The sequence below is a fragment of the Amycolatopsis sp. NPDC045836 genome (genome assembly GCF_056431745.1).
The window spans coordinates 1-23,760 of the sequence record NZ_JBWKKF010000022.1 but is presented as its reverse complement, the minus strand read 5'-3'; the positions used below and the strand labels follow the sequence as shown (position 1 = coordinate 23,760).

Genomic DNA, 23,760 nt, shown 5'->3' with positions numbered 1-23,760 from the left:
AATGCGGTTCGCGTCGTGGCACCAGAATCAAGTGCTGGCACAGTCACCGCATCTAACGGGTTGCGCTTTCGGTTATCACTGAACGACGAAACGCGTGGGCTCTTCAAGCACCTCTGCTGCCGCATCGACGTCCGCAAGCCGTGCCGCCAACGTAGCCATGGCGAGCCGGTGCGGCAGGGCCTCGCTGAACTTCAGCCCGTCCAGCGCCCGCTCGTCGATTTCCGGCAGGCACAGGCGCTGGGCGGCGTCCGCGACGCCCGAGTGCCACATATCCCGATCCAGGTCGGAACGGAGCCGGACAGACACGTCGTCGAATCGCTGCTTTTCGTCGGCCAGGTGCCCCAAAGTTGCGGTCAAGGTCGCGTTGGCGCGGAACCCCGCCCACGTCCACCAGCGCACGTCCAGGCCCTGCCTGCTGATCACCGTTCCACCGGGATGAACCGAGCCAATGCGGTCTTCGCGCAGTTCCGCCATGACCCGCATGGCCCGCTGCGTCAGCTTCACCGACGGGTCCTCGCCGAGCAGCACGTCACGCGCGGCACGGGAAAGGTCGAACCCCACACCGCCGATGCCGGGCGTCATCCAGCGCGCGCGGCCTCCCGACTTGGCAGCCTCCACGAAACATCGGCGCCGTTTCCAGTCGATCCACGTGACCTTCCAACTGCGCCCGCCCAGCAACAGCAGGCGGGGCCCGTCGACCTTTTCGGTGAGCAGCGCTGGATCGGTCCGACCGATCTCGCGGCGCCCTTCGAGGACGGTGAACTGCGGCGGAGCCGTGAACACCGCGGTCATCCCCATGAAGTGCTGGCGGCCGAAGCGACGTTCGGCCTCTTCGCCGATAAACAGGAGTTCACCGTCTTGGTCCAGGAATCCCTCCTCGACCAAGTAACGCGTGATCGGCTCCGCGCTGCAGTCGAACGGCGCGAGCCCGTTCCAAGCCTCGCTCCACAACCTGTTCCCGATCGTGTGCTCCTGCAGACACAAGGCCAGAAGTTGCTGTGCGACGATGTGGCGAGGCTCAGGTGGTGCGTGCACCGGCTCGACGAAACCACGGCTCCACAACAGAACCAGCGCGTACGCCCACAGCAGCGAATTCTCGTCAAGGGCGAGGAAGAGGCAGTTCCGAGTGCTGCCAGGCCGGCGACCCGTCCGGCCCAGGCGCTGCAGGAACGACGCCACGGTGGACGGGGCGTTGACCTGGATGACTCGGTCGAGGTCGCCGACGTCGATACCCAGCTCCAGGGTGGACGTGGACACGATGACGCAGTCCCGAGCTTCGGCGAACGCCTGCTCGGCTTGTCTGCGTTCGTCGAGCGCAAGGGAAGCGTGCGAGAGATAGGTCGTCACGCCTCGCTCACGCAGCGCGGCCCCGATTTCCTCGACCAACTGCCGCGAGTCGCAGAACACCAGCCGTTTTTCGCCGCGGTGCAGGGCAGCGATCACGGTGGCTGCGTTGTGCACCGAGCCGACGTAGTCGATCTCCAGGTCGCCTGGCGGCGTCGCCCCGGGCGCAGGTTTGGTGTCGGGGGCCACCACTCGACCTTCTCGTGTGGTGCGGTTCGATCCCTGCAACCACGTCACCAGCTCGTGCGGATTGCCGACCGTCGCGGAAAGCCCGATGCGCTGGATCGGCACGCCGGCGATCCGCGTCAGGCGTTCGAGCACGGCGAGCAGGTGCCACCCGCGGTCGTCACCGGCGAAAGCGTGCACCTCGTCGACCACGATCGCGCGTACACCGGCGAAGAGTTGCGTGTGATCGACGTTGACGCTGACCAGCATTGCTTCGAGTGACTCGGGCGTGGTGAGCAGCAGGTCGGGTGGGTCGCGGAGGATCGCGCGACGGGCGCTTGCCGTGATGTCGCCGTGCCAGAGCCCGACCCGCCGGCCGAGCCACGTCGCATAGGTGTCGAGCCTCGGCAGCAGGTTGTTCAGCAACGCTTTGAGCGGGCACACGTAGAGCACCGACAGACCGGTCCAGCGATGTTCCTCCATTGCGCTCAGCAGCGGGAAGCAGGCCGCTTCCGTCTTGCCGCCGGCGGTCGGGGCGAGCAGCACCGCGTCCTGGCCGCCGAGGACCGGCTCAATCGCTTGCTCCTGCAGCGGTCGCAGCGACCGCCAGCCCAGGGTGTTGACGATGTGGTGCACCAGCGCCGGATGCAGCCGCGTCAACGCATGGGTCACGGCAAATCCAGGTCGACGTCGTCCGCGCTCGCGGCGGCGTTGCGCTCGGACTCGGTCAGCTCCGTGCTCGACACGGTCAGCGCGTAGTGGGCTCGGGGGTCGAAGTCCCCGAACTCGTCGACGCGGTCCAGCACGTCGGCCACGAGCTTGCGCAGGTACAGCCGCGGCGCGACGCCCACCTTGCCGCCGAGTTGACCGGTCAGCGCCGAAGCCAGGGTCCGCAGGTACGCGTCGTCGATCACCGTGGCGATCCGGTCGGGGTGCTGCGCGACGCTCGCATACAGCTCGCGAACCCGTTGGCCCAGCTCGACGAGCCGATCCAAGTCAAAACCCAGCAGCCGCAGCTGCACGGCGCGTGGCGAGTCGAACCGGGCGTCGGTGCCGAAGTCCGTTGCCAGCCGTTGAGCCAGCGGTGGCAGGCGCTGCACACCTTGCTGGCCGTCGAAGAACGCCGGTGTCCCCGTCATGATGACGAAGAGCCCGGGGAATCGACCGGCGTCGATTTCGTCGAGCAGCTGCCGGAGCGCGTTGAGGCCCTTCTCCCGCACGTCGCCGCGCACGCGCTGCAGTGTTTCGGTCTCGTCCAGTACGAGGAGGAGACCGGGGTGCCCGCAATCCCGCAACACGGTGAGCAGTCCCTGGAGGAATCCGAGCGCACCGAAGTGGTCCAGGTCACCGCGCACCCCGGCGGCCCGGCGGGCGGCTGCGGCGACCGACTTCTGACCCCCGAGCCAGGCGATCAGGGCCTCCGCGGTGGCGTGGTCTTCGGCGGTCACGGCTTGCTGGTAGCCCCGCAGTGCCGCGGCGAAGGCGGGGGTGGTCCGAGCCACTTCCGCAAGGCGTTGCTCCATCAGCCGCTCGACTGCCGCGGCCAACGCCTTCTCGTCGTCCTCGGCGACGTCACCGGCCTCGATGACCTGTTCCTCGAGTGTGTAGAGCCAGGAATCGACGACCGCGCGCAGTGCGCTGGGCTGGTGGCTGGCTGTGGTCAGCCGCTCGGTGAGGCGCCGATAGACGGTCTCCAACCGGTGCAACGGTGTCTCGGTCTCGGAGATCTGGATTTCAGTGGTCGCCAGGCCCCGGCGTTTCGCGCGCTCGGCCAGCCAGCGCGTGAAGAACGTCTTCCCGGATCCGTACTCACCACGTACTGCGTGGAAGGCTGCACCTCCACGCGCCACGGTGGCCAGATCCTCCTCCATCGCGCTGGCGAACCGATCCAGGCCGACGGCGAGCAGGTCGAGTCCTGACTGCGGCACCGTGCCGCGTCGCAGGGCGTCCACTGCCTCGCGTCGCCGCGCCTCGCTCGCTTGGACGGTCATCGCACCCGCACTCCGAACTGCGTCTCCAGCATCTCGCGATCAAGCTTGACACTGCGATCCCCGTCGCGCAGCGTCAGCACCGGGTAACCATCAACGTTCACCAGGCGCTCCAGGGTCCTGACGAAGAATTCCGGGCGGCGTGCGGCCCGGCCGGCCCGCTCCGCGACCGCGCTGAGCGAAAGCGACCCGTCCGCGTCGAGCAACGCATCGATCACCGCCGCCACGACCTGCTTGTCCGGTGCCTTCGGCACGAATGCCCGTTGGGCGGCATAGAGATCGGTGGCCACGACCCGGGTACCGACGGATTCGTCCGGCACATCCACCGCGAACAGCGGTACGGCCGGTTCCGGCTCGGGCTTGCGACGGCTGGACTTGCGAGCCGACACGGGTTGCTCCGGGAGCACCGTTCGCCGCGGCTCCCACCAAGCGGGGGTAACAGCTTCGGGGGAGAGAACGTGCCACCCGGCCGGCACGAGTTCGTCGGACGGTAGGAGGACGAGGACGGGCACGATCATCTCGGCGAGCGAGGCGCCGCCGTGGTAGCCGGACTTCCGGGAGGTGTAGCGGATGTCCTCGCGCCACGGCACGGTCACCCGGCCGCCGAGCAGCACGCGCGGTCCAGCCAGCTCGATCTCGCCGTCGCCCGCCGGACCGGTGCGCCATCGGGCCGACGTTCCCTCGGCCTTCGACGGTTTCTCCGTCGATGACCGTTCCAGGACGTGTCCGTGGTCGGCAACGAGCACAACCGGCCGCCCGTATCCCCGTGCGGCGTCGAGGAGCTCGGACAGGTACGTGATGTCGCGCGTCGACCAGCCAGCGCGCTCACCCTCCTTGCCGTGGTCCAGCGCGTCGTCAATCGTGTTGAGGACGACGCCGACGACACCGTCGCCGGCGAGTGCGGTCAGCAGTCTCTCGGAGAGCCGCTGGCCAGCTTCGCCCGCCAGGTCGTTTTTGTGGAACAGTGCGGCTTCGCGCCGGTGCTTGCGCCAGAACCTGGTGAAGCCGGCACGCTCCACCGATTGATCACCGACGCTCGGCACACCGGAAAGCAGGCTCGCGCGACCTGCACGGGTCACCGAAGGGAACACCGTCACCGCGGCGACGCGTTCACCCTGACGTGGCGAGGCTTCACGCCAACCACCGGCGGTGGTTTCCTCGCCGATCGCGGCGCCGATCGCGGCAGTCATCCCGTCGAGGACGATCACCAGCGGCGTGCGCCGGCTCGCCACAGGGCGAACGACGGTGTCGAGGACGTCCTCGATCAACAGGCAGCCGCCGGGGTTGGTGCCGGACGCGCGGGGAACCCAGCTGGCCAGCTGCGCGGCGAACTGCTCGTCGAGCCGGTCGCGCCGGTTGCGGGCACCCTGGTGAAGCGCCCGGTACGCCTGAGCGACGGCTGGATCGCCGCCGGTGTCGCCGACCCACAACGTCGTCAGGGCGCGGTCCACCCACGCCCACTCCATGACCTGCCGGTTCGCGGCGTCCGCGACGGAGCCGACGTCCGGAAACGGCAACGCGAGCCATCGGTGGACTCGTACTGCCATCTCCGCCGTTTTGAGGCGTTCCGGCTCCAGCCGCGCCAGCCCGTGGTCACGGGCTTCGTCGAGTGCCCGCTCGACCGCGGTGATGCTGCTCTTGACAGGGGTCGGTGACAGCGCACCCGCCAGCGTGCCCAGCGCGGCTGCGTAGCTGGACGGAAGGAACCGGCTGTCGCGAAGAGCTTCGGTGAGGTGCGCGCTCGCGGCGAGCTGATCGGCGCGGTTCGCGACGTCGGTGATCCGCTCCCGGGCGAGTTGCCCACCGGACTCGGCCTCGCTGAGCCAGCGCTCCAACGTTCCCTCGACGGCGTCGGTGTAGGCGCGCAACGCCGGCGGCCGGACACCTGCCAGCAGGCCGCCGAAGGCGAGCGCGGCTTCCGGGGAGGCGTCCGGACGGGTCGCAACCGTGCCGACCAGGCCGAGCGGCATGGCGTCGGCTGCCTTTCCCGCGGCCGCCAGCCGCAGGACGATCGGAGCGACTTCGCCGACCGAACCGGCCAACCAGTCGGTCATCCCGGCCTGCTCGACTTCGGGGAAGCGTGCAAACCGGTCCGGCCCGGTCGGGTCGAGCGACCAGGCGAGCAGGGTGCCGGCATCAAGCGCGTCCTCGCGCAGCGTGCCGATGCCGAGCCGGGCACCGATCAGCGTGCGCATGGCTGTGTCGCGCGTGAGCACCGACCCGCTGCGGGGCCAACCGCCCGCCGGTTCGGCGTCCAGCAGTGCGTCGATCAGCCACGGCTCGGCGCGGACGCGCGGGTCGAGGTCCGCGGCACCGAATCGCTGCGCCACGATGCTGGCGCGGTCCGCGGTGCGGGTGGAGCGCCCGAGCGCATATCCTCGGATGTCCCAGCCGAGCTGGGCGTCGTCGACGCTCGTGGTCACCACAAGGACGTCGTCGGCGCCCCGTTCGGTCTGGTGCTGCTGCCACGCTTCGACAATCCCGAGCACCGAGTGCTGATCGGTGATGTGCACCCGCTTCTGGTCTTGCTCGGTGTTCAGGGCGAAGTCGCTGCTCCCGTCCTCGTACCGGCCATAGATGAGCACGAGTCGGCGCTCCTTGGCCTGCGGCAGCCAGTCCGCGAGCAAGGTTTCGATCATCCGTTTGGTCAGCTGCGGTGGCGCGGTGGTCACGACCGGTCCTCGCCCGCGATGTGCCAGTCAAGGACGATTTCGACGCCAGGATGGTCCTTCGCGTAGTCGCGGATCTCGGCTGAGAAGTCGTCCAGAATCGCTTGCAATTGCTGCTCGACCACGCTGGTCGTGATCCGGCGCGCGGCCGGCTTCGCCCGGCTGCTGGCCGATTCTGGATTCTCCGTGGGATGAGAAGACGGAGCGTACTGCGGGAAACTCGGCTGTTGCGGTGAAGGGATCGGCGCTGGAGGAGGCGTCGTCACGGCGGCGAGTCGTGCGGCTTCCTCGATCAGTGCGATGGCACGGTGGCGGACATCGCCCAGCACCGGGACCAGCGAGCGGGTGAACTCGTCGGCGGCGGCGGTGTCGCTGATGTCGTCCAGCAGCCGCCGGGCTTGAACGCCGACGGTGTCTTCCCGATCGACGAACCGGCGCACGGACTCGACGAGGTTCCAGTCGACCCGGTCGAGCACGTCGAGCACCTGCGGCGCGGTGGCGACGGCATTGCCGAGCACCTGGTCGTTCAGGTCGTCGTGGCCGGCGTTGGCCAGTTCACGCACGATCGCCTTGGCATCGCGAGTGGCCGACAGCCGGGCGAGCAGATTGGCGGCGTAGCGCGCGATCGTGATGCGGGCGGCGGCTGCGGGCACACCCAGCTGATCGGCCCGCGTCTCCAGCGCCCGGCGGAGGTTGTTGACCGCTGTCTCCAGGCTCGTCACCTTCTCGCGCACGTCGGAGGCGAGACGGTTGACGTTGCGGGCGACCAGGTGTTCGGCCACGTTCACCCCGAACAGCGCCGACGCCCGAGCACGCGCAGTGGCGAACTCGTCCGCCGACGGGAGTTCCTGAGCCCGCAACGCGTGCCCGGGACCGATCTTGTCCAGCTCCGGAGCCTCGCGCAGCGGTGAACCGTGCAAGACCCAGGCGCGGTCGGACAGCAGCGCGTAGGTCGCGATGATCAGGTTGGCGACGGCCTTGTCCAACCCGGTGTAGCCGAGCTCCTCTATCCACGAGCGGATGTTCTCCACGGAGTAATCGCCGTCCACACCGCGCTGTCCGGCCGCCTGATCGATGCGGCGACGCCACTCCGCGGAGACGTTGAGCGGCCCGTCGGAGACCTCGCCGAGTTCGAGCGGATGCACGATCCGCCGGACCAGCGCCAGCTGCGACCGGTCGACCACGATGCGCCGCTTGCCCTCCTCCATCGCCTGTGTGATCCAGCCGAGCACGGTCTTGAGCTCACCGACGGTGATCGGTTTGCGGTTCCCGGTCGTGTCGAAGTCCGGGTGCTTCGGGTACAGCGCGGAGAACAGGCCGTCCGCGAGGCTGAGCCCGTTCTGCTCGAAGCTCGCGCCGGCAGCCAGCCGTGGCGTGTGCCCCGGCCACAGGGAAAGCACGTGTCCTTCCTCGCCGACCTGCGCACCGAGCGTGGACTCTTCGGCCCGCGCGATGCCGTAGACCTGCATCAGGGACGCCGTGAGCTGTGATTCGAGGGTGTCGGCCTGGGCTTGCAGCTGGTGGCGGATCTTGACCCGGTTGTCCGCGGACATCTCCCCGGCGTAGTCGTCGAGCCGGTTGCGCTCGAGCAGGTAGTGGATCTTGAGCAGCCGCCCCAGCTGATTGGACTTCTGCGCCGACAGGAAGTGCGGGATCCAGGTGATCGTGGCTGCGGCGAAGCCTTCGCGCCGGAGCCGGTTCACCCGCGCGACGTCGTCGCTCGGTGGGTGGCCGTGCTGGTCGAAGGGGTAGTCGAGGATGATCCGGATCCGCCCCGGCACGCTGGGGCTGAACTGCACGTCCGGCAGGTCCTGGCTGTCGCGGATGTTGGCGAACACGAACTCCGCGGTGCGGCGCGTACCCTTCCACACGACCTCGCGGTCGCAGACGAACTCCTCGACGTCACGGATGCCGAGCTTCCGCCACAGCTGCCGCTTGGTCCAGATCCGGCGGGCGCCGACCGAGTCCTGCTCACCGACGGCGTCCAGCAGCGGTTCGATGTCCAGATCGGACAGTTGCAGGCGGAACACCGGGTCTTCGTCGCCTTCGGAGCGCAGCTCGCCGAATTCCGCGGCCAGCTCGCGCAGCCGGGTGACCACCATCGTCCCGGGAGCGACGGTGCGCGAGCGGATGGAGCCGTGGTTCAGGGCTGCCAGCCGTGCCCCGGTCAACCGCGCCAGCGCGGACACGTCCGGCGCCAGTGCGGCCAGCATCAGCGTCTTGACGAACCGGTCGTCGGCGACGAATCGCTCGTCGGTCTCACTGCCGTACTTCTCCAACAGGTATGCGCGCACCTTGGTGTGGAACCGGTGCGCTGCCGCGGATTCCTGCCGCAACCGCTCGGTGAAGGCTTCCCCTATACCGTCGGCGAGGACATCCCAGAGGTCACCCAGCGGGATCAGCTCGCCGAGCTTCATGTCGGCCCGGCGCCGGTACAGCATCTCCTGCAGGAGCTTGAGGCCGGTGCGTTCGCGCTGGAGGGCCCCGGACAACGCGACGAGCACGTTGAGCAGGACGGGAGAAAGCGGGTAGACGGCGCGGAAGTCCGTCCAGTCGGCGCCGGTGGCACCGTTGGCGTCCAGCAGGACGTCGCGCACCGCCGAGTTCGTCGACTCGATGGCGGTGAACGCGCCTTCCAGCGCGGTTTTCGCCTGGGGTGTCTTCGGTTTGAGGACGCGTTCCTTGATGATCGCCGGCAGGTTGCGGTCTTCCAGCGACACGATGTCGAACCGCTCGGCCAGGTACTGCACCTGCGCCTCGAGGTTCTTCACGTCCGCACCGGTGACGTCCTCGCCGACCAGCTTGGAGAGGTCCCGCTGCCGGGAGATGAAGGAGACGATCGGCAGCGCGCGGTCGGCGTTGCCGGATTCGATCAGCTTGACGAGCTTGCTGACCTGCGTGTTGACGAACTCCTGGTCGGCCATGTGCGCCTGCAGCCAGAGGATCAGCTCGTCGAGGAAGAGGACCAGCCCGTCGTAGCCGAGGCCGCGGGCGTGGCGACTGATCACCGACAGGCCGTCCTCCAGGGGGAGAAACGCCTCGGCATCGCCCGTGGCACCACGGCTGTACGCCGACATGGGTCCGGACAGGAGCGCCGAGACCAGGGCCTCGCGCACCGGGTCGCCCGCTGGAGCGCCGAATGCATGATCGAGTTTGGCGGACGTCCAGGTGCGGACAGTGGTGCCCTCGATGACGTCCAGGTCGTCGATGTCGTCGACGATGTCGTCCGTGGTGGCAGGCGCTTCGCTGCCCAGCCACTCGGCGAACCGCGCGTCGTCGGCGAGGAATTCCCGCTGTCCCCGGGCGTTGTCGAGCATCGCGTCGGCGCGGTAGACAGCCGGGGTGCTCTTCTTGGGGTGCAGCCGGCGCACGGTGCTGACGTAGCCACCGAGGATCGCCGAATCGATGTCGGTGGCACCGACCAGGTGGTAGGGCACCATGAGGAATTTCTTGCCCCGCAGCCACTCGTCGTGCTCGGCGATCACCGGCTGCAGCCCGGCCTTGGCGCGGGCGACCGGGTCGTTGTTGAGCACCGCGTGCAGCACGGTCAGGAAGTGGCTCTTACCGGAACCGAACGAGCCGTGCAGGTACGCGGCGTGGGAAGCGCCGTCCCGGACGGCGGCGCGCACGATCGACAGCGCCTTGCCGAACGCCTGCCGGAGCTGATCGGTCACCACGTACTCGGCAACGCGGGCGTCGGTCTCGACGAACCCCTTGGTGAGGTCGATCTTGAAGTCGCCGGCGTGGACGGAGTCCGGGATGTCGATGACATCCCGGAGATACATCTCGGCTCCGCTCACTGTTGATCACCCTTTGCACTGTTGGTGCGGCGCCCGCGGCGCGGGACCTCGGGACGCCATGCGGTCAGGTCCTGCATCGCCAGCTGATGCTTGGTCAGCTGCTCGTCGAGGAACGCCTGGTATTCGTCGGCCGGTACCCCGCCCCACTCGGCGTCGTACTCGCCGTGCCACTGCTTGACCCACAGCATGATCTCGGCGAGCCCGGACAGCAACGGCTTCAGCCGCCCGGCTTCCCAGCCGGCCTCTTGCGTGCGGTCGTTGATGACGTTGACCAGGGCCTGCGCCTGGTCCTTGTGGTCCCAGCCAGCCCAGCCGAGCAGCAATGTCGGGTCGCCGTCCGGACTCGCCTCGGGGTAGGAGATGAAGCGTTCCTTGGGCACGTCGAGCTTGCCGCGCTGGGACCAGTAGCTGGTCTTGCGGAAATCGGCGGAGGTGTATTTGGGGGGTACCGGGATGTTGAGGCGCTCGCCTGTCCGATCTTCTTCGCGCTGCTTCTCCCAGACCTTCTCCCACTGCGCGCGCTTGCGCAGCCCCGGGTCCTTGTAGCGCATCGCGGCGAGGAACGGCACGTGCTCGTCAGTGATGATCTTTTCCAGGACCTGGGCCAGCGTGAGGTCGCGTTTGCCGAGATGGTCGGTGGCGTAGAGCTGCGCGACCGATTGCATGTCGGCGTCGTCCCGAAACGCGTCGGCGAGCTGGCTGATCGTCAGCACCCGCGGCTGTTCGAAACCGTCACGCAAGCCGTACCAGAGGTCGCGTCGCTCGCAGCGGTCCAGCAGCCAGGTTTCGAGCGCCTCGGCTTCCTTCTTCTCCCACGGCTGCGTCGCCCACCGCCGCTTGCACTCCGGCCGCTCGATCAGCGCGATGTCCCGCCGCTGCTCGATGATGTCGATCCGAGCCTGAACGATTTGCCGGTACCACTCCGGCCAGTGCGAAGGAATCTCGGTGATGGGTGTTGACCTGTGGCGCTCGAACCAAGCGGTCTCGAACTCCCCCGCAGCGACCTTGCGGGCCAACACGATCTCGAAGGCCCGTTCGCCGAGGCTGATCTCGGGCACATCGTCGCGGTCGGTGGCAGTAACTCTTGTTAGATCGGTGGTCGTCAGCAGTTCGTACAGGCCATAGGTGTGCCAGTCGAGCTCTTCCTGTAACGCGATCATCCGGCATCGAATGCGGTCGTGCTCGGTCCGCGTCTTATCGAGTCGTTCCCGCGACGGCACCTCGCTACTGCACAACGCTCCCGGCTCGAACGCCGCGAGCTGCTGAGCGAGCGAGTCCATGGTGCGGCCGAACTCAAGTGGCAAGTCACGTGGTAGTGGAAACTCTTGTAGTTTTGTGCCCGTGAACTCGTATCGAGGTTCCCAATCTTCATCGCCAATGCCTCCGCCAATTCCACCGACGCCCTTGTTATGGCTCACCTGCTTGAGCCAGAAACACGCCGTCGACGAATTCAGCACACCCAGCAGGGCCAGATGATCGTCCTCACTCGCCCCATCCGGCAACTTGATAACCGGCGCGGTCCTGTTGAAAACTTTCCCACCTCGGTCAAGTGCGAAATGACCATGCGTCGCAACAAATGGAAACGCAATGGATAGTGGTCGCTTGAATCGTTTGGGAAAGAACATGCTATGGTCGAACCAGCGCAGGCCGCGAGCTTCGGGCTTGTTTCCAAAGTCGACACGTTCGCGCAGAACGGTCCGATTTGGCCACAGGAATCGGAGTTCAATATTGGTGATCGGACGAATAGCGCCTTGGGCGTCGTATGGGAAAAAGGTAGAAGTGTGCGCATCGATGCGGTAGTCGCGGACCGCTTCGCCGGGCACGACGGGGACGCAACCGGAACTCATTGTGTAGGTGCGTGCGGCCTTACCAGGAAGATAGAATGCGTCATCAAGGCCGGTATGTGTTGTTCGGCCGTCTTCTGCGATGGCGGTACTGAGGGTGTTCTGAACCTGCTCAAGCTTTGAAACCAAGTCTCCCGCGCCACCTCCGCTGAGGGACCATGGATACTTGGCAAAAGTCTCTCTGTCGACGTCAGCTACAGAGATCCAGTCCGACTCGCTGCCCGGCCTGCTGATCTGCGCTACAATTGCGGACCACACTAACCCTTGCGCGGGCTCTTCGGGCTGAGTTGGTTCTCCGCGAACACCGAGCACGGCCCTTGTGGGGTCGTTTTGGCGGTAGGGATGGTTACGCCCGACGAGGATGACCGTCGGCGTTCCGTGTCCGGGAATGTAAGCGCCGGAAGTGTCGATGACGTGAGTCAACTGCACCGTCTTGAAGAAATTCTCGATTAGCTTCTTTCCGAATTCGCGCTTCATGAACGAGTTCGCGGTGATTTGACCGACGAAGCCGGCATTGCGATCACTGCCGTCGCGACGGATTGCAAGTTGAAAAAAACGTTGCGCAAAGGGCACCGATAAGGCGTACGTGCCGGAACAGGCATCGTAACCGGCGCGGTAGGTTTCGTTCTCTCGCTTGTCCTTGACCGCGATGTATGGCGGGTTTCCAACGACGATGTGATAGGACGCCCGGCCCAGGAGGTCGCGTGAGTCGATGAACTCGTCGATATCTTCGGTGGCGTATGTGTGAGGCCGCTCGGATGGGAAGAGTTCACCTTGAACACCCGGTGCGCCTCTGCCGTGCATCAAGGAGTCGCCGGCTGCGACATTGATCGGAAATGTCGGAGCAGATGCCAAGCGCGTTTCACCGCCTGCGTGTAGTGCGGCGATCAGTAGGCGGAACCGGGCGATGGACACCGCGAACGGGTTTTTGTCGCAGCCGTGCACTGACTCCAGTGAACGCCGGATCAGCTCCCAGTCGTCGGTGCCGGGCTCGGCCTCGCGCCACTTCGCGAGCAGACGCTGGAAAATGCCCAGCAGGAAGTGTCCGGAGCCGCAGGCTGGATCGATCGTCCGCAGTCCTTTGAGGCCGAATTCCTCGACCGCTGGCTCCAGCGTCAGGTCGAGGATGAACTCCTCGACGAACTCCGGGGTCTGCAACAGGGCGTAGGTCTTGCGGGCGTGCTCGGAGAGATCCTGGTAGAGGTCGCCGAGGAACCGGGTGTCCCATTCGGGATCGGTGAAGTCGTAGCGGAGCTCCTCGTCGGGACGCCGCCAGAACTTCAGCAGTGAAGTCGCCGCCTCGTACGACGGGGTGATCTCCCACAGCGGGTTGTGCCGCTTGTCGAAAAGTCCGGCGGCTGTGGGGTGTGCGTCGGCGATGTGGTTGAAAGCCGCGATCAGCCAGTCGCGGTCGTTGTGGCTCGTGAATTTGCTGGTGTATGCCTCGTGGTGCTCCTCGGCTTCCCTGAGCCGCTCGCCAGGGCCTGAGATGAACGGTTGCTCGATGAGCCCGTTGTCCTCGCAGAACCGCACGAACACCGTGCCGAGCACCCACGCAGCCGCGACCTGGGTGACCCGGGCGTCCAGCCACGATTCGTACGTCGCCGCGGTGCGGTTCTTCTCGTAGGCGTCGTCGTACTCGGCCCGCAGCGCTGTGGCGAACTCGGGCTCCTCGCCGGCGCGCTCCCGGAGGTCGTCCTCCAGTACCAGCACCTGGCGCTGCAGGTCCTTCACCAGCTGCTTGCTGTCCACTACGCGCCCTGCCGTTGTCACCAGTAGTCCTTCACTCACGCCGCACCGTCCGTGGTGCGAACCTCGTCGAGGAACGCGCGGTCGAGCACCACGCGTTCGCTGTCGGTCAGTACTTCGACGATCTTGCCGTCCAGCTGCGGGATGTCGAGCGCCGACTCCGCCGGGCACAGCAGCCACAGGCCGTGTGGCGCCTCGTCAGGCCGACGGGCCGCGTTCTGCAACTGCGTCAGCAAGGCGCGACCGCCCTCGTCGAAGTAGCGGGCCAGCATGCCCGCGTGGTGCAGGAACAGCACGACGTTGGCCCCGCCCGCCGATTCGTCGATGCGGGAGCGCACCCGGTCCCAAGTCGTCCGCACGTACGACGCCAGCCCCGGCGAAATGACGCCGGTTTCGCCGAACCTCGCGTCCAGCTTGCTGACTTTCGCCCAATCCTGCCCACGCTCGGCGACCAGCGCCCGGAACGCCGACACGAACTCGCGATCGACGTCGATCGCCCGCACCGGATATCGGGCGGCGATGCCCTCCGGAGTACCGGGCAGGTAGGCCCCGCGCAGGGTGAGCGCGAGGAACCCGCCGCGCTCGATCGCCGCGGTGAGTTTCCTCGTCAGAACCTCGTGGGGGTCTGCGCCGGCGGCGCGCCAGCGCCCGTGCCCGTGCCCGCTGAGCGCGGAGGACGAGGTGGAGAAGCGTGACTGCTCGAGCGCCGGCGGCCGGAACACCTTGTCCGCCGTGTCGTAGTCCAGCGGAAAACCGGCGGCATGCAGAGCATCTTCCAGCTCGACATGGGTGAGCCGCTCGTCCACGTCGAGGGCGGGGAACCGGGCCCGGACCTTGGCTATCAGGTCGAGCTGGGTGATGCCGTGGTCACGCCGCACCCCGGCCGCGGCCTGCGAGATCCGCAGCGCGCGCACCAGGTCCAGTTCGCGCGGATACAGTTCAAGCCGCGGCGACGCAGCCGCGTGCTCGGACATCACCGACGCCAACTCGACGAGCCGAGTGTCGGCCAGCGGCGGTAGTCCCTCCGGCGGCGGCACCGCCCGCAGCTCGCGCACGACGACGCCCCGGCCGGGCAGCGGCTCCCGGCCCACCAGATCGTCGGCGCGGACACCGAGAGCGAAGGCGTAGTCAGCCATCTCCGGAGCACTCGGGTCCTGGGAACCGGGCAGCGACTCCAACGCGATCAGCACCCGCTGTCCACGCCGCTGCACCGCGAGACGTGGACCGGTGTCTTCCCCGTCCTTGGTGTGCAGGCCGGCCCAGACCTCGGTCTCGACCGCGGCCCGCACGACGGCCATCGCCCGCGCCATGGTGCGTTCCGCGTCGTCCTCGCCTGCGCCATGTCGAGTACGGAGCGCAGCGGCCAGCGCCTGGACGGTGACGACCCGACCGGCCTCAGCCACGGCGTCGACGAGCTCGTTGCGAATCGTGGACAGCCAGGACGCGGCCGACCACTCCTTCGCAGCGGCGTTGAGGTGACGTGACACCGAGGGCTGCGAGATGGCGAGGCGCTTGGCGACCGTGCCTTGCGAGGCCCATGGCTCCAGCGGCTCGTCACCGTCGGGCAGGCCGAGCGTCAGCCGGATGACGTCGGCTTTCTTCGACCCCCGGCGCGTTTGTGCCGTCGTGAGGAGTGCGGCCAAGTCCTCGATGGTGAGGTGGTCCTCGTCGGCCGTGCGCGCAGCCGCGGATTCCGCGTGCAGCAGCTGCTTGGACCACTGCTTGTGCCTGCGGTTGAGTTCCTTCCGCACTATCGCGCCCGCGCCACGTGCCTTCGCGATCAGGTGCAGCGGGACCTCGAGCAGCTGTCCGACGGTGGTGGCCTCGAAGCCTTGGGCCACCGACACCGCGCGCGGCGTCAGGCCGGCCAGCTCGAGCGGGGTGTCCAGCTTGGCAGCCGCCGCGTGCGCGTCACGGGTGTCCTCGAGGGATTCGCCTTCCATCCCGACCGTGGCCTGGTTGGTGAGCGGGGCGGCGGTGTCGGCGGCGACGAACACCGCACGCCACTGGTCCTCCATCTGCCGGTAGGTGTCGAACCGCCGGTCGACGTCGCGGTGGAAGGCACGCAGGAAGAAGTCGGTGAGACCGTCTCGGAGGGCGGGGTCGAACAGATCCGAGGCGATCGTCGGGGTTTCGTCGGCCGTGGTCCGCGGGTCGGTCATGCCGTCGCCCCACACCGGCCGCTGCCCCGAGGCCATCTCGTGCAGGGTCACAGCCGCCGCGTAGCGCTCGGCGTGGTCGTCGAAGGCGGGACGCCGGGTGGAGTCGAGGAACGGGTCGAGGTAACCGCGGGTCCCCGCTTGGACGTCGCGATCGGAGGCGTCGGCGAGGGAGAAGTCGAACAGCATCAGCTGCGTGGAGCGGTCGGCCCGCCGGTACACCCCGAAGTTGTCGGGCTTGAGGTCCCGGTGACGCACCCCCTTGCCCGCGAGGTGGTCGAGCGCGGTGAACAGGTCCTTGCCGTAGCGCTCCAGCTGGTGGTAGGTGAGCTTGCCTTCGGCGCGCAGCAACGCACCGAGCGTGGGGCCGGCGGCGTCCTCCCCACCGGCGAACTCGAGGTCGAGCACGGTCCGGCCGGCGAGCTCCCGCGGACCGTCGAGCAGGCGGACGATCACGCCGCCGCCGACCTGGTCCAACGCGACGGCCTCGGCGCGGAGGCGAGCGGCCTTGTTGTCGTCGAGCGCGATCTTGAAGACGCGCCGCTTGTCGTGCGGCTTGCCGTCCTCGTCCTCCTCGGCACGGGTGACGAGCAGGGCCCGGGCCGTCGCGCCGGTGCCGAGGATTCGGTCGACCACCCAGTCGCCGTCGACGTTCTGCCCTGGCATCGCGGTGAGGGGGTCCGCCTGCGCAGTGGTCTCTTCGGCGGGAACGGCGTCCTGCTCGACTGCGTCCAGGCGCGCGAGGAACGCGTCGGCCGAATCGAGCCGGTCCGCGACGTCAGCGCGGGTCGCGTCGAAGATCAGCGCGTCGAGCGGGTCGGAAATGACGTCTGAGACGGCGTAGGGGTGCAGTCCCTTGTCGGTGGTCAGTCGCTCGATCAGCCCGCTGCGCTGGGCAGCGGGAGGTTGGCCGGTCGCGACGAAGTAGGCGATCGCCCCGAGCCCGAATACGTCGAGGTCGACCGGATCGGCGAACGGCGTGTCAACCTCCGGCGCCAGATACACGTCGGCGGAGTTCGAGACGTGCTCGCCCGGCAGGGAGGTGTTGCCGATCGAGGAGAACCCGGTGGTGTCGAAGTCGCGTGCTGCGGCCTGCCAGTCGATGATCCGCATGACCGGTCGGGAGCCGTCTTCCTTCGCCGACACGTACACCGACCGCGCGGCCAGCGCGCGGTGGTAGAGGGAGCGGCTGTGCGCGTACCGGACTGCCTCGGCGAGCTGGCGCACCATGTCGAGGCGGACCTCGGCGCCGAGGTGCTCACCGTGAACCGCGAGGTACGAATCCAGCCGCAAGTCGTCCGAGCGGTGGCGGAACAGGATCGCCGGGCCGCCCCCGTGGTCGCGGATCTGCACCGCTTGGGCGATGCCGCGGTGGGTGATGCCCTGCAGCACCTGGTACTCGCGGCGTGCCGCGCGTTCGACGGACTGCTGCCGTTCCTCACTGGCCTGCTGGGCGGTGAGGTAGATCCTCACCCGGCCCTCTTCGCGGACGATCCCCTTCCGTTCGGCGAGGCGGTCTTCCCACGTGGGGCCGGCATCGAGCAGATCCGAGCCGAGCGTCCAGTCGTCGCCGAAGCGCAGGTGCGCCGTCGATGCGCGGATGCCGATTTCTTCCAGCAGCTTCGGCAGAACCGCGGAAAAGGCCGGCGTGATCCGCTGCGAATCCTGCTGCGGCGGGCGGGACAGCAGGTCGCGCCACAGCCACGGCAAACCTCGGGAAGCATCGTCGCGGCCGTAGACCCGGGTGCCCTGCACCTCGTCGAGCTCGGACCGCAGATCCGGCGCGGACAAGAACACAGCCGCTTCCACGCGCGGCACCCGCTGACTGATGTGCAACCGTTTGGCGGCCCACTCCAGTCTGCCCTTGAGCTCCTTCGACTTGAGGTCGGTGAGGTGCAGGGGGTTGCGCAGAATGCGCGCCCGACTGGAGCCGTCCTGGAGGAACCGCCAGGTCTCACCGTTGTTCACGACCCGCCCGGGGTGCCCTTTGAGCTCGACCAGGTACAGGCCGCCCGGGACAGCGACGAGCAGGTCACACTCGTTGATGCGACCTGAAGCAGCGGTGAACGAGAAGGTGGCCCACGCGCGGTAAGGCTCCGCATTGGGCATGAGTCGACGTACGTGATCGAGCCCGTCCTGCTCCCACGGGTAGGGCGACGTCCGCTCCTGGAACCAACGCTTCTGCTGCGGTGGAGGTGCAGGTTTGGGTACAGGTGATCCACCGCCCGACACTCGGTCTCCCCTTCTTCGCTGAACCGCTCGCCGACGATCTTAGGTGCCTCCGCCAGGTGGGTTCTGCGCCCTACGATGTCGAACAGTCGATAGTCACTCACTCGGTATCAGGTCGACGTCACACTGCGTTACGTTACAGCCTCACCCACGTCCGTCAGGCGCGCGAACTGGCGCCTGACCGTCCTGCGCCACGCCGAGGAAGCCAGCATCGGCGAGTGACTCACATCCGCTGCGTTCGCACCTATTTCCGTGGCTCCCCCATCCTTGAACCGAAGTGGCCAAATCTTCGCCTACTGTCGCGGGCAGCCACCTCCGAGCGACGCCGTTCTCGTTGACGGGTAACTCGTCCGAAGTCGATTCGGAGATCCGCATCCTCGAATGTCGTCGACGCGGAGCGTGACGTTACGTACCCAAGATCACCCGTTGGTACCGGATGCGTGCGCACGGGCCAGCTCCACCAGACCGGAGAGCCGGTCGTGCACATTCCGCGTGAGCCGCTTCAAGCCCAAGCTCTCGAGCACTGACCGGAACAGGATTTCCTCGTCAGCCCACCCCTGGTGTTCGGCGGTATCGGCGATCAAGGTGGCCAACTCACGGGGAGGTACGTCGCCGAGGTCGCGCGGTCCCAACTGCCTGGATCGAACGAGCGGCTGGTCGGGTAACCGGTAGGTCAGCGGGCGGACCCCGCTCTGGCCGAGTGGGTTGTCCACCTCGAGCAAGCCCTGGCGCACCGCCGCGGTCACCGCCGAGTTGAGCGTGCGGGCCAGTTGCGAGCCCACCCGCCGACCACCCGAGCAGTGCACGTAGGCGCTGTGGATGCGTTCACCCAGCACCGGCCCCTCGACCGCGACGATCTCCCTGATGCCGTCGATCAGCTCCTGGCGCGAAGCCTCCGCTACCGGTACGAGGGCGCCCGTGTAGCTGGCATACGGTTCGAGCGCGCCTTCCCTGACAACGTCCTCGGTCGGCTCTTGGGCTTCTTCCTCGGTCGGCCCCTGCCGCTCGGCCTGCAAGTCCGGCAGAACGGTGGTGTGCTCGTCGGCCACGTGCGGCCGCGCCTCGGTGACTTCGGGCGCAGCGGTGTCGCCGGTCGGCGGTCGATAGCCGGACGGGTGGATGCCCTCCTCCTGGAGCACGTCCCACAAGCCAGCGAGCGCAGCCGCCGGGTCGACGTCGAAGGCTGAGCCGGGGATCCGGAAGAAGCGCCAGCCGCACCGTTCGAGGTCGCGCTGGCGGGCGAGGTCGCGCTCGTAGGCGTCCGGGCCGTGCCAGTGATCACCGTCGCACTCGACTGCCAGGCGTCCCCGTCCGCCGACGACCACCAAGTCGATGCGGTATCCCAGGGTCTCGTACTGGGGCAGGACCGTGTATCCACGGTCGATGATCCGGTTGTACACGCGCTGCTCGAAAAGCGAGTCGAACGGGCCGACCCGCTGGTCCTCCGGCACGACGGTACCGGGCCCGTCGCCGGTGCCCTGCCCGCGCCGCATCACGCCGTAGCTGTAATCGAGCAATTGGAAGCGCATGCACGCCTGGTTCACCAGGTCGTCCATGCCCACCGAATGGAACAGCCACACCTGATCCTTGGCGCGTGAGACGGCGACGTTGTAGCGCTGCACGTATTGCTCCTGGGTCAATGCGGCCAGCCGCTTGCCGGACGCGAGCGCCGCCACCATCGACAAGAACACCACGTCGCGCTCGGACCCCTGGAAATCCGCGGCATCGCCACAACGCAGGTCGCGAGCCCTCCATTCGTCCTTCGGGATCCGGCTGAGCAACCGGGTTTGGATGTCCTTGGCCTGTGCTGGGCCGAGCAAGGAGATGACGCCGAACGTCTTGCCGTCGTAGGCCGGGTCTGCGATGCACTTCTCGATCTGGTCGACGATCGCCTCGGCCTCGACGGGATTCAGCTTGTTGGTCGTTCCTCGCTCATACCCCTCGGGGAGGTGGACCGCCTTGACCGGCTCCAGGCGGTCTGCGCCGTACTGCCGGACCGGAACGAGCCGGATCCCGTCCGGTTCGTAGGCGATCCGGTTGGAGAACCCGATGATCTCCGGTACGCATCGCCGGTGCTCGGTCAGGGTGATCAGGTTGCCGTAGCGCATCTTGGCCTCGTCGAACAGGCTGCGCTTGGGGTCGTGCCAGGAATCGCGGTACCGATCGTCCGCCAGGTACTGGCGGGCGAGGTCGCGCAACTGCTGCTGGTCGACCCCAACCGCGGACGGCGACACCTGCTTGTCGTCGCCGATGACCACGATCTTCGGCGCGAGGTACTGCAGGAACACCGCCTCGGTACCGGCCTGCGAAGCCTCGTCGACCACGACGACGTCGAACATGTCCGGCCGTACGCGGAGCTGTTCGGCGATCCGGTAGATCGGCATGATCCACACCGGTACCGATGGCCGGCACCGGTCCATCGCCTTCCGGATCTCCGCCCTGCGCTGGTTGCGGTAGATCCCCGTGTTCTTGCCCGCCCGCTGCACCAACTGGGCGTACTGGGTCAGGTCGGCGCGCGCCGTACCGCTCAGGCGCTCCGGTGCGGCGGCGAAGTCCCACGCGCGGCGAGCGGCGACCGATTCTACGTGCGTGCGAATGTTCTCCTCGATATCCCTGATCCGCGCCTGCACCGAATTGACGTCGATCGATTCCTGGTGCAGCACCCACGCCCGCGTCGCGGCCCAGCACCACGCCTCGTCGAATCGGGCCAACCTGGACGTCCAGACCTGCTCCCGGGGAGCCTCGACGACGGCCCGCCGCAGTTCCGGGGCCACCGCGACCAGCCGACCGGCGAGTTCTTCACGGCGCTGGACGACCCGCCGGACCTCCCACAGCCTCTCCAACCGCCTGTACGCCGACGCATAGGCATCATGAGCCCGGAGCTTGACCGCGTCGAGCAACTCCGCGGTGCACGGGGCCGCGTCGGTCCACTGCGCGGTTCCTGCGATCAGCTGCTCGAGTGCTGCCAATGGTGCCGTCGCCGAACGCCTGGCATCCTCGGCGCCTGCCGCATCGGTCAACTGCGCATAGCGGCGGACGCCGTCCAGGTCGTTCCAATCCGGCGCCGGGAGTTTGAGCACCCGCAGCCGTTCCTCCTCCACGCCGAGCTCGTCACCCAGCGCCAGCACGTGGCGCAACTGGTCCAGCTCGGTCACGTGCCACTGGAGTCGTTCCTGCGGGGTGTCCTCGGCGGGGATGGCAACGCTCGAAGGCCACGCCCGGTCCAGGGCGGACAACGCTTTCGCCGCCCCGATCCAGGCGAGGAACGCGTCCAACCGGGCCACCGACGTGGGCGGCAATCCGTCGACACGCACCCCGTCGAACAACGGGTGCGCCTGCTTGAGCACCTTGGGCGAGAAGGCCCCGACCTTCGGCCAGCCGTCTGGCAGGGTCTTGATGGAGCCACCGTCCGCGAGGTACCGGGACACCTCACCCGCCAGCGCCACCAGCGGTCCGGGTTCCCCCTGGAATTCCACGGAAGTCAGCGGACCGAGCCGCGCCGTGCACGCGGCGCACTGTGCGACGAGGGTTTGCAACGTGTCGGCCCTGGCGCGCCACTGGCCAGCTCTCCCGGAACGGACATCCCGCAGTGCGTCGTTCATCCACTGCTCTCGTCTGGCTGCCAGCCGATCCGCCTCATCGGCGAGCCGGTGCAACCGCTGCTGCAACCGCGTGCGTTCGTCCGCGGAGAGCATCACCACCGCGTCGAACGCAACGTGCGCCTTGAGCTGAGCATGCCTCTGCTCCTCGGCGGTCGAACCGCGCTCCCTCATCACCAGCAGGGCGAATTCCTCGGGCGCGGGCACCGCCTCGACCTCGAGCAGCCGTGTGCGTGCTTCGACCTCATCGGCTTGAAGCCGGTCGTCGAGCAGGTAGCCGCGCCACTCGACCGCTTCCGGGCCGGACAACGGTGCCGGGTCGTCGGCGCCGACCGCCGCGTGAGCCGACAGCCAGCGATGTGCCTCGGATTCGGCGTCCAGCTGTCGCGCGATGGCCGCCAGCGTGCCGCGGTAGCCGCGGTGCTCGCGATGCCGGACCTCACGTTCCCTGGCTTCGACCAGCCGGCGGTAGGAAGCCGCGCGTTCGCGCCTCAGCCGGTCGATCTCACCGAGGTGGGTACTGATGGCTTCGGCGTTCGCCTCCGGGTCGTGGTCCACCGCCGCCGCCGCGATCTCCTGGACGGCGAGCTTGAGGTCAGCCATGTCTTCACGAGCCGCACCCACCACTGCGACGGACAGCGGCTTGATCGGGTCAGGCAGCTTCTCCCGGACCTCACGGAGCGCGCGATCGGTGTGCGCGGTGACCAGCACCCGCTTGCCTTGAGCGAGGAGGTGGGAGATGAGAGCCGCTGCTGTGTGCGTCTTACCGGTGCCGGGCGGGCCCTGCACCAGGGTCTGAGCTTGTGCGTCGACCCTGCGGATGATCGCCAGCTGCTTGTCGTTGACCGGCATCGGCAGGAAGGGTTCGTCGTCGACCGCGACGATCGCCCCCTCCCCGTCCGGCCCCGGAGCTGTCGGCTTCCGATCGGGATCCACCAGGGGGACCAGGCCGTCCGGCACTTCACCCGCGTCGCCGAGCTGGCGGAGGATCGCATCGAAGATCTCGATCAGGCCGTTCTCCGTGCGCCGCCGAAGGATCAGAGCTGGGGCCAATGCCGCGACGGCGTGCGGTACCGGCTTGACGAATTGGTCCTGATCTCGGTATTCACCGTCGGCATCCAGGCTGTGCACGAGGCGTCGTACGAGTTCGCCGACCGCGTCGCGGTCCAGCGGACTGCCTTCGAACGCCTCGACGTCCGCACGGACCTCGTTGACCTTGTCGGGCGCTGTGATCAGGCCCGGGTCCACCATGTCCAATTCGAGCCGCAAGGGTTCGCCAGCTCCGACCCGGTGCGCCTCGATGGCGCCCGTCCGGTCATCGAAGTGCACGGTCGCCGGACTGGTCAGCACGTGGCGGATCACCGGTTGCTGGTCCTCCGGGAGCCAGCTCAAACAACCGACGCCGAGGACCAGCTCGAGCTCTTCCGGACTATCGGTGGCACTGATGTACGTCGAATACAGATCGCTGTACAACTGGCGCGCGGGCGCGTCGACCAGGTCCTGGCTGGCCCACTCCTGCCACTTCGGCAACCACAGGCGGAACTGCTCCTGGATGTCAGGCGACTCGTCGAGGCTCAGGAGCCGGGATTCAGCTCCCTCGTCTTCGTCGATGGATTGGATCCGCTCGCGTAGTGCCGGGGGCTGGCCGGGCTGATCCCACGGCGCGGTCAGCCAACGGGCGAGTTCGGCCCCCGGCTCGGGTGGCTCAACCTTCGGCACCCTGTCGACGACGACCAGGGGTTCATCGATCCCCGTCAGCCCCGTCTGAGCCACCCGGACCGCCGGGTGCCGTGGTAGCTCCGCGAACCAGAACACAGCACCATCACGCTGGTAGGACTCGACCGAGCGCACCGGGGTCGCCTTGAGCCGCTGCGCACCACGGAGGAACTCGAACAACCGCCGTGCGCGGTCCACCAACGACGTACCCATCCCACCCCTGTCCGACGATCACCTGGATATCAGCACCAGCGCTTGAAACGCCACGCCCCTCGTCCATCGTCACAGTTGACCAAACGTCACACAGAGTTATCGAATCGTGAACTGCGTCCGCAGCACCAGAGGTCCGAAAGTAGGATCTCGTGCCACAGGACGGATCGGTTCGCGGGCTCCGGACGTACGCGCGCTAGTGCTGTGACCACATAGGTTGGCCGGGTTGGTGACACGCCGGTTGATGTTCGCGTGGGTTGACCGCTGGGGTAGCAGTGTGGGCGGATG

General features: G+C 67.7%; 7 protein-coding genes. All 7 read right to left on the bottom strand.

Annotated elements, in window-relative coordinates; all coding sequences use genetic code 11:
• Positions 1-75 precede the first annotated feature (75 nt).
• Positions 76-2,181: a DEAD/DEAH box helicase gene (locus tag AC07EG_RS32300; protein WP_478257022.1), complete on the bottom strand. Its 2,106-nt coding sequence runs from the start codon at positions 2,179-2,181 to the stop codon at positions 76-78.
• Positions 2,178-3,500 (bottom strand): BREX system ATP-binding protein BrxD, encoded by a 1,323-nt coding sequence (gene brxD, locus AC07EG_RS32295; RefSeq protein ID WP_478257021.1) that lies wholly within the window; start codon positions 3,498-3,500, stop codon positions 2,178-2,180. Before brxD ends, AC07EG_RS32300 begins: the two co-directional genes overlap by 4 nt.
• Positions 3,497-6,169 (bottom strand): BREX-2 system phosphatase PglZ, encoded by a 2,673-nt coding sequence (pglZ, locus tag AC07EG_RS32290; protein ID WP_478257020.1) that lies wholly within the window; start codon positions 6,167-6,169, stop codon positions 3,497-3,499. Before pglZ ends, brxD begins: the two co-directional genes overlap by 4 nt.
• Positions 6,166-9,951: a BREX-2 system ATPase PglY family protein gene (locus AC07EG_RS32285; RefSeq protein WP_478257019.1), complete on the bottom strand. Its 3,786-nt coding sequence runs from the start codon at positions 9,949-9,951 to the stop codon at positions 6,166-6,168. The genes pglZ and AC07EG_RS32285 overlap by 4 nt, the downstream gene beginning before the upstream one ends.
• A gap of 11 nt (positions 9,952-9,962) precedes the next feature.
• Positions 9,963-13,562 carry a BREX-2 system adenine-specific DNA-methyltransferase PglX gene (gene pglX / locus AC07EG_RS32280; protein WP_478257018.1) on the bottom strand — a complete coding sequence of 1,200 codons (3,600 nt, stop codon included), beginning with the start codon at positions 13,560-13,562 and terminating at the stop codon, positions 9,963-9,965.
• 35 nt (positions 13,563-13,597) lie between these two features.
• Positions 13,598-17,950 carry a BREX system serine/threonine kinase PglW gene (gene pglW, locus AC07EG_RS32275; RefSeq protein ID WP_478257017.1) on the bottom strand — a complete coding sequence of 1,451 codons (4,353 nt, stop codon included), beginning with the start codon at positions 17,948-17,950 and terminating at the stop codon, positions 13,598-13,600.
• Positions 17,951-18,366: 416 nt separating this feature from the next.
• Positions 18,367-23,475, bottom strand: a complete 5,109-nt coding sequence (locus tag AC07EG_RS32270; protein WP_478257016.1) for an AAA domain-containing protein — start codon at positions 23,473-23,475, stop codon at positions 18,367-18,369.
• Positions 23,476-23,760: the final 285 nt, after the last annotated feature.

Bases quoted from the DNA above. Each gene is read 5' to 3' on its own strand.
- brxD (WP_478257021.1), bottom strand. From the start codon at position 3,500: ATGACCGTCCAAGCGAGCGAGGCGCGGCGACGCGAGGCAGTGGACGCC.
- AC07EG_RS32270 (WP_478257016.1), bottom strand. From the start codon at position 23,475: ATGGGTACGTCGTTGGTGGACCGCGCACGGCGGTTGTTCGAGTTCCTC.
- AC07EG_RS32285 (WP_478257019.1), bottom strand. From the start codon at position 9,951: ATGTATCTCCGGGATGTCATCGACATCCCGGACTCCGTCCACGCCGGC.